8 protein-coding genes and 1 pseudogene are annotated in these 11,540 nt (G+C 52.3%); 5 read left to right on the top strand and 4 right to left on the bottom strand.

The features are described from left to right. Positions 1-80: 80 nt before the first annotated feature. Both cusS and cusR read right to left on the bottom strand, forming a co-directional pair. Entirely contained in the window at positions 81-1,523 is a 1,443-nt protein-coding gene (gene cusS, locus A7589_RS16355; RefSeq protein ID WP_000253858.1) for a Cu(+)/Ag(+) sensor histidine kinase CusS, read from the bottom strand. Beyond that, positions 1,513-2,196, bottom strand: a complete 684-nt coding sequence (gene cusR / locus A7589_RS16360; RefSeq protein WP_000770938.1) for a copper response regulator transcription factor CusR — start codon at positions 2,194-2,196, stop codon at positions 1,513-1,515. The genes cusS and cusR overlap by 11 nt, the downstream gene beginning before the upstream one ends. A gap of 156 nt (positions 2,197-2,352) precedes the next feature. On the opposite strand from cusR, the gene cusC reads away from it, so the two are divergent. From cusC to pheP, 5 genes are all read left to right on the top strand, one after another. Continuing rightward, a complete protein-coding gene (cusC, locus tag A7589_RS16365; RefSeq protein WP_000093102.1) occupies positions 2,353-3,735 on the top strand; it encodes a Cu(+)/Ag(+) efflux RND transporter outer membrane channel CusC in 1,383 nt (460 codons plus the stop codon). A 23-nt stretch (positions 3,736-3,758) separates the two neighbouring features. Then, positions 3,759-4,091 (top strand): Cu(+)/Ag(+) efflux RND transporter periplasmic metallochaperone CusF, encoded by a 333-nt coding sequence (cusF, locus tag A7589_RS16370; RefSeq protein ID WP_000753227.1) that lies wholly within the window; start codon positions 3,759-3,761, stop codon positions 4,089-4,091. Between the two features lie 15 nt (positions 4,092-4,106). Beyond that, a complete protein-coding gene (gene cusB / locus A7589_RS16375; protein WP_000717139.1) occupies positions 4,107-5,330 on the top strand; it encodes a Cu(+)/Ag(+) efflux RND transporter periplasmic adaptor subunit CusB in 1,224 nt (407 codons plus the stop codon). An 11-nt stretch (positions 5,331-5,341) separates the two neighbouring features. Beyond that, on the top strand, positions 5,342-8,485 hold the full coding sequence (gene cusA / locus A7589_RS16380) for a Cu(+)/Ag(+) efflux RND transporter permease subunit CusA (protein WP_000573990.1): 3,144 nt from the start codon (positions 5,342-5,344) through the stop codon (positions 8,483-8,485). A gap of 101 nt (positions 8,486-8,586) precedes the next feature. Continuing rightward, a complete protein-coding gene (pheP, locus tag A7589_RS16385; protein WP_000786322.1) occupies positions 8,587-9,963 on the top strand; it encodes a phenylalanine transporter in 1,377 nt (458 codons plus the stop codon). A gap of 79 nt (positions 9,964-10,042) precedes the next feature. Here pheP and ybdG read toward each other — a convergent pair whose 3' ends face one another. Beyond that, a complete protein-coding gene (ybdG, locus tag A7589_RS16390) occupies positions 10,043-11,290 on the bottom strand; it encodes a mechanosensitive ion channel YbdG (protein ID WP_001153134.1) in 1,248 nt (415 codons plus the stop codon). Positions 11,291-11,401: 111 nt separating this feature from the next. Further along, positions 11,402-11,540, bottom strand: a pseudogene (locus tag A7589_RS22980) (hypothetical protein); the annotation flags it as partial.

Raw genomic sequence — 11,540 nt, forward strand, 5'->3', positions numbered from 1 at the left:
AGCTTTTTACCATTAATAGGTAGGATTATTGCGGCACGTTATTTTTACACTGGTTATAAAAGTTGCCGATTGCTGAATGATTAAGCGGGTAATGTGATAATAAACCTTGTCCCCCGCGCATCTGACGTTACCGCAACCGTGCCTTTATGCGCGACAACAATCGATTTCACTATCGCCAGGCCAATGCCGCTACCTTCACCTTTTCGCTGGCGGGAAGGATCAACGCGGTAGAAACGGTCAAACAATCGCGGTAAGTGTTCGGGCGCAATGGGCGTACCGGGGTTTTCGACGGTAACTTGCACCTGGTGATCGACCTTCTGGCAGCGTACTACAATTGTCTCTCCGGGCGGCGTATAACGCAGGGCGTTAGAAAGCAGGTTACTTAACGCCCGACGCAGCATCAGCGGATCGCCTGCAACCTGACACTCGTCGCCAACAAACCGCAGCTCCACGCCGCGATCTTCCGCTAACGCTTCGAAAAAATCGAACACTTTGCTGACTTCATCCGCCAGGTTGAGCATTTTCTTTTCGGGGATTAATTGGTTGTTATCGGCCTGGGCGAGAAACAGCATATCACTGACCATTTTCGCCATTCGCGTTAGCTCTTCGAGATTAGAGTAGAGCACATCTTCCAGCTCCTTCTGGCTGCGCGACTGGCTGAGGGCGATCTCCGTTTGCGTTACCAGATTCGTAATTGGTGTGCGAATTTCGTGGGCGATATCCGCTGAGAAATTGGACTGGCGGGTAAAGACATCCTCGATACGCTCGATCATATGGTTGAACGACAATACCAGCTGCTCCAGCTCAATCGGCACGGTCTGCGGGTCAAGGCGAACGTCGAGATCTTTCGAGGTGATATTCTGGATTTGACGGCTGACGCTGCGGATCGGCGCGTGACCTTTATGTACCGCCAACAGCACGATGAAGACGATCAGGATGCTGATGATCGATGCGGTCATAATAAGTTTATTCATCAAATCATTAATGTAATGAAGATGAAAATCGATCGATAGCGCGATATAGAGCGTATAAATCGGTTTGCCGTCCACCAACGGGCCAACCGGCATGTTAATCATCCGCCAGTTGCTGTGTTCCATATGCCCGTGACCGTGGCCTGGCATCATAATCGTCGGGCCGGAAAGGAGATACACCTCGCCGCCCCGCGCGTCTTTATCGGGTATGGCGTCACGCGTAAACTCGCGGATATCGGGCGCGTCGGGGGAGTGATACACCGTTTTACCGTGGCTATCTGCCAGGGAAATCAACACGTTGGAATAACTACTGACAATGTCTTCCAGCGTCATTAAGCGTCGGGCTTGCGTCTCTTCAGGATGATTAAGAACGCGCTTGAGCGTGGTGCTAATCTCTTTTAAATCATTAATATCCTGCTCGGCAAAATGCACCTTGACCGAGTGGATCATGATCCACGCGAAGGCGAAAAATGCCGCGATGGTGGCAAGGCTGATAAAAAAGGTCAGGCGGGTTGCCAGCGAAAACGGGCGCTGAAATGGCTTACTGACCATCCGGCACCTCAAGCATATAACCCACGCCGCGCACGGTCTGAATCAGCTTCGGCTCAAAGTCGTTGTCGATTTTGCCGCGTAGCCGCTTCACTGCCACATCAATGGCGTTGGTGTCGCTGTCAAAATTCATGTCCCACACCTGTGAGGCGATAAGCGAGCGGGGCAGCACTTCGCCCTGATGGCGGAGAAAAAACTCCAGTAGAGTAAACTCTTTACTGGTCAAAGTGATTCGCGTGCCGCTGCGGGTGACTTTGCGGCTGACGAGATCGACCATCAGGTCGGCAACCTGAAACTGACTTTCGATAATCACCGCCGCTCCGCGCCGCAGTAAGGTGCGCACCCGCGCCAGCAGTTCAGCAAAAGCGAATGGCTTCACCAGATAGTCATCCGCTCCCAGCTCCAGCCCCTTGACGCGATGTTCAATCGTACCCAGCGCGCTGAGCAGCAGAATCGGCATCCCTTTGTTGGCAGAACGCAACATGCGCACGATATCCCAGCCGTTCACGTCCGGCAGCATAATATCGAGGATTATCAGGTCATAATCACCGGTCATCGCCAGATGGTAGCCATTCAGCCCGTTGTCGGCTAAATCGACCACAAAACCGGCTTCGGTTAACCCTTTGGTTAAGTATTCGCCAGTTTTCTTTTCATCTTCGACAATCAACAGTTTCATATTTCCTCCGCATGTTGCCCGGGCAATTCTAGAGGAGCGGGATCAGATGGCAATCGCTTATTAGCAAAATGACAATTTTGTCATTTTCCTGTCACCGGAAAATCAGAGCCTGGCGAGTAAAGTTGGCGGCATAAAATCACCAGAAATTATGCGCCTATGTCTTCTTGTAAACTTCTGACATTTTGTGTGGCCCTTGCGTTAACCGGTTGTTCACTGGCACCGGATTATCAGCGTCCGGCAATGCCTGTGCCGCAACAGTTCTCACTCAGCCTGAACGGCCTGGTTAACGCGGCAGATAACTACCAGAACGCGGGATGGCGCACTTTTTTTGTTGATAATCAGGTGAAGACGCTGATTAGCGAGGCGTTGGTGAATAACCGGGATTTGCGCATGGCGACTCTGAAAGTGCAGGAGGCGCGGGCTCAATATCGTCTGACCGATGCCGACCGTTACCCGCAACTCAATGGCGATGGCAGCGGCAGCTGGAGCGGCAATCTTAAAGGCGATTCAGCCACGACTAGGGAGTTTTCGACTGGCCTTAACGCCAGCTTTGACCTCGATTTTTTCGGTCGCTTAAAGAACATGAGCGAAGCCGAGCGACAAAATTATTTAGCCACTGAGGAAGCTCAGCGCGCGGTGCATATTCTGCTGGTTTCTAATGTCGCGCAAAGCTATTTCAACCAGCAACTGGCTTATGCGCAATTGCAAATAGCCGAAGAAACGCTGCGTAATTATCAGCAGTCATATGCGTTTGTCGAAAAACAACTTTTAACCGGCAGCAGCAATGTTCTGGCGCTGGAACAGGCTCGCGGGGTGATTGAAAGTACCCGCAGCGATATCGCTAAACGTCAGGGGGAACTGGCGCAGGCGAATAATGCATTGCAACTGTTACTGGGAAGCTACGGCAAGCTGCCGCAAGCGCAGACAGCGGGTAGCGACAGCCTGCAAAGCGTTAAATTACCGGCGGGCTTGTCGTCGCAAATCTTATTGCAGCGCCCGGATATTATGGAAGCTGAACACGCGTTAATGGCGGCTAATGCCAATATTGGCGCCGCACGCGCGGCATTTTTCCCGTCTATCAGTCTGACCAGCGGAATCTCAACCGCCAGCAGCGATCTCTCATCATTATTTAACGCAAGCAGCGGGATGTGGAATTTTATTCCCAAAATTGAGATCCCCATTTTTAATGCCGGGCGCAACCAGGCCAATCTGGATATCGCTGAAATTCGCCAGCAGCAGTCGGTGGTGAATTATGAACAGAAAATCCAGAATGCCTTTAAAGAAGTGGCAGATGCGCTGGCATTACGTCAAAGCCTGAATGATCAAATTAGCGCCCAGCAGCGTTATCTGGCGTCGCTACAAATTACCCTGCAACGGGCGCGGGCATTATATCAGCACGGCGCGGTCAGTTATCTGGAAGTGCTGGATGCCGAACGTTCTTTATTTGCAACCCGACAAACTTTACTCGACCTGAATTATGCCCGTCAGGTTAACGAGGTTTCCTTATATACCGCCTTAGGTGGCGGTTGGCAGCAATAATTTTTAACTTCAGGAGAGAATAAATGAAAAAAACACTGCAAGTCGCAATGTTCAGTCTGTTTACCGTTATTGGCTTTAATACTCAGGCTAACGAACATCATCATGAAACCATGAATGAAGCACAACCGCAGGTGATTAACGCCACAGGGGTGGTAAAAAGTGTTGATCTGGAAAGCAAAAAAATCACCATCCACCACGATCCGATTGCCGCAGTGAACTGGCCGGAGATGACCATGCGCTTTACCATCACCCCGCAGACGAAGATGGGCGAAATTAAAACCGGCGACAAAGTGGCGTTTAATTTTGTCCAGCAGGGCAACCTTTCTTTATTACAGGATATTAAAGTCAGCCAGTAACCCAGGTTTAATTCAATGAAAAAAATCGCGCTTATTATCGGCAGCATGATCGCGGGCGGTATTATTTCTGCGGCAGGTTTTACCTGGTTTGCAAAGGTGGAACCGCCCGCAGAAAAAACGTCGACCGCAGAACGTAAAGTCTTATTCTGGTACGACCCGATGTATCCCAATACGCGGTTCGATAAACCGGGTAAATCGCCGTTTATGGATATGGATCTGGTGCCGAAATATGCCGATGAAGAGAGTTCTGCGTCTGGTGTACGCATTGACCCGACCCAGACGCAGAACCTTGGGGTGAAAACGGCTACCGTCACGCGCGGGCCGCTGACTTTTGCCCAGAGTTTCCCGGCGAATGTCAGCTACAACGAATATCAGTATGCCATTGTGCAGGCTCGCGCCGCCGGGTTTATCGACAAGGTGTATCCGCTTACCGTGGGCGATAAAGTACAAAAGGGCACACCGCTTCTCGACCTGACCATTCCCGACTGGGTGGAAGCGCAGAGTGAGTATTTACTGCTGCGCGAAACCGGCGGTACGGCGACCCAGACCGAAGGTATTCTTGAACGCCTGCGACTGGCGGGAATGCCGGAGGCCGATATTCGCCGCCTGATCGCCACGCAAAAAATCCAGACTCGCTTTACGCTCAAAGCGCCCATTGATGGCGTGATCACCGCGTTTGATCTGCGCGCGGGAATGAATATCGCCAAAGATAACGTGGTCGCGAAAATTCAGGGTATGGATCCGGTGTGGGTCACTGCCGCGATCCCGGAGTCCATCGCCTGGCTGGTGAAAGATGCCTCGCAGTTTACGCTCACCGTTCCGGCGCGACCCGATAAAACGCTCACCATCCGCAAATGGACGCTGCTACCCGGCGTAGATGCCGCGACCCGCACTTTGCAACTGCGTCTGGAAGTCGACAACGCCGACGAGGCGCTAAAGCCGGGAATGAACGCCTGGTTGCAACTCAACACCGCCAGCGAACCGATGCTGCTCATTCCGTCACAGGCGCTGATTGATACCGGCAGCGAACAGCGGGTGATTACCGTTGATGCCGACGGGCGCTTTGTACCGAAACGCGTTTCCGTTTTCCAGGCCTCGCAAGGCGTCACCGCGTTACGCTCTGGTCTGGCGGAAGGTGAAAAGGTGGTTTCCAGCGGCCTGTTCCTGATTGATTCTGAAGCCAATATTTCTGGCGCGCTGGAGCGGATGCGCTCTGAAAGTGCTACCCACGCGCATTGAGGGAATAACCAATGATTGAATGGATTATTCGTCGCTCGGTGGCGAACCGTTTTCTGGTGCTGATGGGCGCGTTGTTTTTGAGCATCTGGGGCACCTGGACCATCATTAACACGCCAGTGGATGCACTGCCGGATCTCTCTGATGTGCAGGTGATTATTAAAACCAGCTATCCCGGTCAGGCTCCGCAAATCGTTGAAAATCAGGTGACTTATCCACTGACTACCACCATGTTGTCGGTGCCTGGCGCGAAGACCGTGCGCGGTTTCTCGCAGTTTGGCGACTCTTATGTGTATGTCATTTTCGAAGATGGCACCGATCCATACTGGGCGCGCTCGCGGGTGCTGGAGTACCTCAACCAGGTGCAGGGTAAGCTGCCTGCGGGTGTCAGCGCGGAGCTGGGGCCTGACGCCACGGGCGTTGGCTGGATTTATGAATACGCGCTGGTGGATCGCAGCGGTAAGCACGATCTGGCTGATTTACGCTCATTGCAGGACTGGTTTCTCAAATATGAGCTAAAAACCATCCCTGACGTTGCGGAAGTGGCGTCGGTGGGCGGTGTGGTGAAAGAGTATCAGGTGGTTATCGATCCCCAGCGCCTGGCGCAATATGGCATCAGTCTCGCTGAAGTGAAAAGCGCGCTGGATGCCTCAAATCAGGAAGCGGGCGGTTCGTCGATCGAACTGGCGGAAGCGGAATATATGGTGCGCGCCAGCGGCTATCTGCAAACGCTCGACGACTTTAATCACATCGTTTTAAAAGCCAGTGAAAATGGCGTGCCCGTTTATCTGCGTGATGTTGCGAAAGTCCAGGTAGGGCCGGAAATGCGCCGGGGCATTGCGGAACTGAACGGCGAAGGCGAAGTCGCTGGCGGGGTGGTGATCCTGCGTTCCGGCAAAAACGCCCGTGAAGTGATCTCCGCCGTGAAGGACAAGCTGGAAACGCTGAAAAGCAGTCTGCCGGAAGGCGTGGAGATAGTTACAACATACGATCGCAGCCAGCTTATTGATCGCGCCATCGACAACCTCAGCGGCAAGCTGCTGGAAGAGTTTATTGTGGTGGCGATAGTCTGCGCGCTGTTTCTCTGGCATGTACGCTCGGCGCTGGTGGCGATTATTTCGTTGCCGCTGGGGTTGTGTATTGCTTTTATTGTCATGCACTTTCAGGGACTGAACGCCAATATTATGTCGCTGGGCGGCATTGCGATTGCCGTCGGGGCGATGGTCGATGCCGCTATCGTCATGATCGAGAATGCCCATAAAAGGCTGGAAGAGTGGCAGCACCAGCATCCTGACGCCACGCTGGATAATAAAACGCGCTGGCAGGTGATTACCGATGCATCTGTTGAAGTGGGGCCGGCGCTTTTTATCAGTCTGCTGATTATCACGCTGTCGTTTATCCCAATCTTCACTCTGGAAGGGCAGGAAGGGCGTCTGTTTGGTCCGCTGGCGTTCACCAAAACTTATGCGATGGCGGGTGCGGCGCTGCTGGCGATCGTAGTGATCCCTATCCTGATGGGTTACTGGATCCGTGGCAAAATTCCGCCAGAAAGCAGTAATCCGCTCAATCGGTTTTTGATTCGTATTTACCATCCGCTGTTGCTGAAAGTACTGCACTGGCCGAAAACTACGCTTCTGGTGGCGGCGCTTTCGGTGCTGACAGTTATCTGGCCGCTCAATAAAGTTGGCGGGGAATTTTTACCGCAGATCAATGAAGGCGACTTGTTGTATATGCCTTCGACGCTGCCGGGGATTTCCGCGTCGGAAGCAGCGAGTATGTTGCAAAAAACCGACAAGCTGATTATGAGCGTACCGGAAGTGGCGCGGGTGTTTGGCAAAACCGGGAAAGCGGAAACTGCCACCGACTCCGCTCCGCTGGAGATGGTAGAAACGACCATTCAGCTTAAGCCGCAGGATCAGTGGCGGCCTGGCATGACGATGGACAAAATCATCGAAGAGCTGGATAGCACCGTGCGGCTACCGGGGCTGGCGAATCTGTGGGTGCCACCAATCCGTAACCGTATTGATATGCTTTCCACCGGCATTAAAAGCCCCATCGGCATTAAAGTGTCCGGCAATGTGCTGGCAGATATCGACACGATGGCGGAGCAAATTGAAGACGTGGCGCGAACGGTGCCAGGCGTGGCTTCTGCTCTTGCCGAACGTCTGGAAGGTGGGCGCTATATCAATATTGAGATTAACCGTGAAAAAGCCGCGCGTTACGGTATGACGGTGGCGGATGTGCAGTTGTTTGTGACATCTGCGGTGGGCGGGGCGATGGTTGGCGAAACGGTGGAAGGGATTGCCCGTTATCCAATTAATCTGCGTTATCCGCAAAGCTGGCGCGATAGCCCGCAGACGCTGCGCCAGTTGCCGATTTTGACGCCGATGAAGCAGCAAATCACCCTGGCAGACGTTGCCGACGTTAACGTCTCCACCGGACCGTCGATGCTGAAAACCGAGAATGCGCGCCCGACGAGCTGGATTTATATCGATGCCCGCGATCGTGACATGGTGTCAGTGGTTCACGATCTGCAAAAAGCGATTGCCGAAAAAGTGCAGTTGAAACCGGGCACCAGCGTGGCGTTTTCCGGTCAGTTCGAGCTACTGGAGCGCGCCAACCATAAGCTGAAACTCATGGTGCCGATGACGCTGATGATCATTTTCGTGCTGCTATATCTGGCGTTTCGTCGCGTGGGGGAAGCGTTACTGATTATCAGCAGCGTACCGTTTGCGCTGGTGGGGGGCATCTGGTTTCTGTGGTGGATGGGCTTTCATCTTTCCGTCGCGACGGGAACCGGTTTTATCGCTCTCGCCGGGGTCGCCGCCGAGTTTGGCGTGGTGATGCTGATGTATTTACGTCACGCCATAGAGGCCGAGCCGTCGCTGGATAATCCACAAACATTCAGCGAGCAGAAACTGGATGAGGCGTTGTATCACGGCGCGGTACTGCGCGTGCGCCCGAAAGCGATGACGGTGGCGGTGATTATCGCCGGTCTGCTGCCGATTCTGTGGGGAACGGGGGCGGGTTCCGAAGTGATGAGCCGCATCGCCGCGCCGATGATTGGCGGCATGATCACCGCACCTTTGCTGTCGCTGTTTATTATCCCGGCGGCGTATAAGCTGATGTGGCTGCATCGGCATCGGGTACGGAAATAAAAGCAGGATACCCGGTTTAACTGTGTGGATTGTGTCTTGCGACGACCAGCACTAAATGTTAAAAGGAGCCCCTCAATAAAAAAGACACACAGGGGAAAGGCGTGAAAAACGCGTCAACCGTATCGGAAGATACTGCGTCGAATCAAGAACCGACGCTTCATCGGGGATTACATAACCGTCATATTCAGCTAATTGCGCTGGGTGGCGCCATTGGTACTGGTCTGTTTCTTGGCATTGGTCCGGCGATTCAGATGGCGGGTCCGGCAGTGTTGCTGGGCTACGGCGTTGCCGGGATCATCGCTTTCCTGATTATGCGCCAGCTCGGTGAGATGGTGGTTGAAGAGCCGGTATCCGGTTCGTTTGCCCACTTTGCCTATAAATACTGGGGGCCGTTTGCGGGCTTCCTTTCCGGCTGGAACTACTGGGTGATGTTCGTGCTGGTAGGAATGGCTGAACTGACGGCTGCGGGCATCTATATGCAGTACTGGTTCCCGGATGTTCCCACCTGGATCTGGGCTGCTGCCTTCTTTATTATCATCAACGCCGTTAACCTGGTGAACGTGCGCTTGTATGGTGAAACTGAGTTCTGGTTCGCGCTGATTAAAGTGCTGGCGATTATCGGCATGATCGGTTTTGGCCTGTGGCTGCTGTTCTCTGGTCACGGCGGCGAGAAAGCCAGTATCGACAACCTCTGGCGCTACGGTGGTTTCTTTGCTACCGGCTGGAATGGGCTGATTTTGTCGCTGGCGGTGATTATGTTCTCCTTCGGCGGTCTGGAGCTGATTGGGATTACTGCCGCTGAAGCGCGCGATCCGGAAAAAAGCATTCCGAAGGCAGTGAATCAGGTGGTTTATCGTATCCTGCTGTTTTATATCGGTTCACTGGTGGTTTTACTGGCGCTCTACCCGTGGGTGGAAGTGAAATCCAACAGTAGCCCGTTTGTGATGATTTTCCATAATCTCGACAGTAATGTGGTGGCTTCTGCGCTGAACTTTGTCATTCTGGTGGCGTCGCTGTCGGTGTATAACAGCGGGGTTTACTCCAACAGCCGGATGCTGTTTGGCCTCTCTGTACAGGGGAATGCGCCGAAGTTTCTTACCCGTGTTAGCCGTCGCGGCGTGCCAATCAACTCGCTGATGCTTTCCGGAGCGATCACTTCGCTGGTGGTGTTAATCAACTATCTGCTGCCGCAAAAAGCGTTTGGTCTGCTGATGGCGCTGGTGGTAGCAACGCTGCTGTTGAACTGGATTATGATCTGCCTGGCGCATCTGCGTTTTCGCGCGGCGATGCGACGTCAGGGGCGAGAAACACAGTTTAAGGCACTGCTCTATCCGTTCGGCAACTATCTTTGCATTGCCTTCCTCGGCATGATTTTGGTGCTGATGTGCACGATGGATGATATGCGCTTGTCAGCAATTTTGTTGCCGGTGTGGATTGTGTTCCTGTTTGTGGCGTTTAAAACGTTGCGTCGGAAATAAGGCATTCACGCTACATCCGACAAAACGATGTAAACAATCTGAAGCCGCTCTCATCCATTCGATGAGAGCGGTTTTTTAATTATTGCTTAAATGCCCCCGCCAGAGAGCGAATATCATTGCCGGTTGGCGACTGATGAAGTCGCAGACCAAACTCTTCGACGATGGCAAATATATGGTCGAAAATATCAGCCTGAATGCTTTCATATTCCAGCCATACTACGGTATTGGTAAACGCATATATCTCAAGCGGTAACCCATTATCGCCCGGTGCAAGCTGACGTACCATTAAGGTCATATCTTTACGAATACGTGGATGGTTACGTAGATATTCGTTCAGATAGGCACGAAAGGTTCCAATATTCGTCATTCGGCGCAGATTTAATACTGACTCCGTAGACCCTTGCTGGCGGTTCCACTCATTAATTTCCTGATGGCGGCTGGTTAAATAAGGCTTTAACAGATGCGCTTTATTCAGCCGTTGCATTTCGGTTTCATCAAGAAAGCGAATACTGGTGACATCAATACTGATACTGCGTTTAATGCGTCGTCCACCAGAGGCTGACATTCCGCTCCAGTTTTTAAAGGAGTCAGAAACCAGAGACCAGGTGGGAATAGTGGTAATTGTATTATCCCAGTTACGCACTTTGACGGTGGTTAAACCAATATCGATCACCGCGCCATCCGCGCCGTATTTCGGCATTTCCAGCCAGTCGCCCAGTTTCAGCATATCGTTCGCGGAAAGCTGAATACCTGCTACCAGACCAAGAATCGGATCTTTAAATACCAACATCAGCACGGCAGCCATTGCACCAAGACCGCTGATCAGAATCGCTGGCGACTGACCAATCAGCAGCGAGATCATCAATATGCCGACCAGAATCGCGCCGATCAGCTTTATCCCCTGAAATATCCCTTTTAGCGGTAACTGTTTTGCTGCCGGGAATTTCTGTGCCAGATTTAAAATAACATCCAGCAACGAGAAGACTGAAAGCAGCGCATACATCATGATCCACAACTGCGCGCAGGTGGTCAGAATATCAGCCGCTTCGGTGCCTTTTTGCAGCCAGAATACCGCCTGAATATTGACGATAATCCCCTGCAGGGTAAAAGCTAAACGATGAAATAGTTTATTCTGGGTAATGATTTGCAACCACAGCCGTGAACTGGCAATGGCGCGTTTTTCGAAGGTACGTAGTACCGCCCAGTGCAAAATAATATGCACTACAACGGCGGTCAGAAAAATAATACCGAAAATCATCACCATTGAGGTGGTGTGATCAATCTCAATACCCGCTAAATCTTCAACCTGGGATATTAAATCCTGCATAACGTCTCCTGTATACAACAGCGGCCTATGATGACGGCTGAAACAGGGTTATGCAAATCAGGAAAATCTGATGTGAAATAGCCGGGATCAGTTCCCGGCTATAAAGGAGAATTACACTTCAGTTAAGGTGATACTTTGTGGCAGACGAGATTTCGGCAGGGTAGCGTTAAAATCTTCCACGCTGTGATGGCCTACCGGCACGACCACCAGACTGGTGTAACCTTTCTCTTTCAGGTGATGCTGCCAACTT

The sequence above is a fragment of the Escherichia sp. MOD1-EC6475 genome, from assembly GCF_003046645.1.
Lineage (GTDB): Bacteria > Pseudomonadota > Gammaproteobacteria > Enterobacterales > Enterobacteriaceae > Escherichia > Escherichia ruysiae.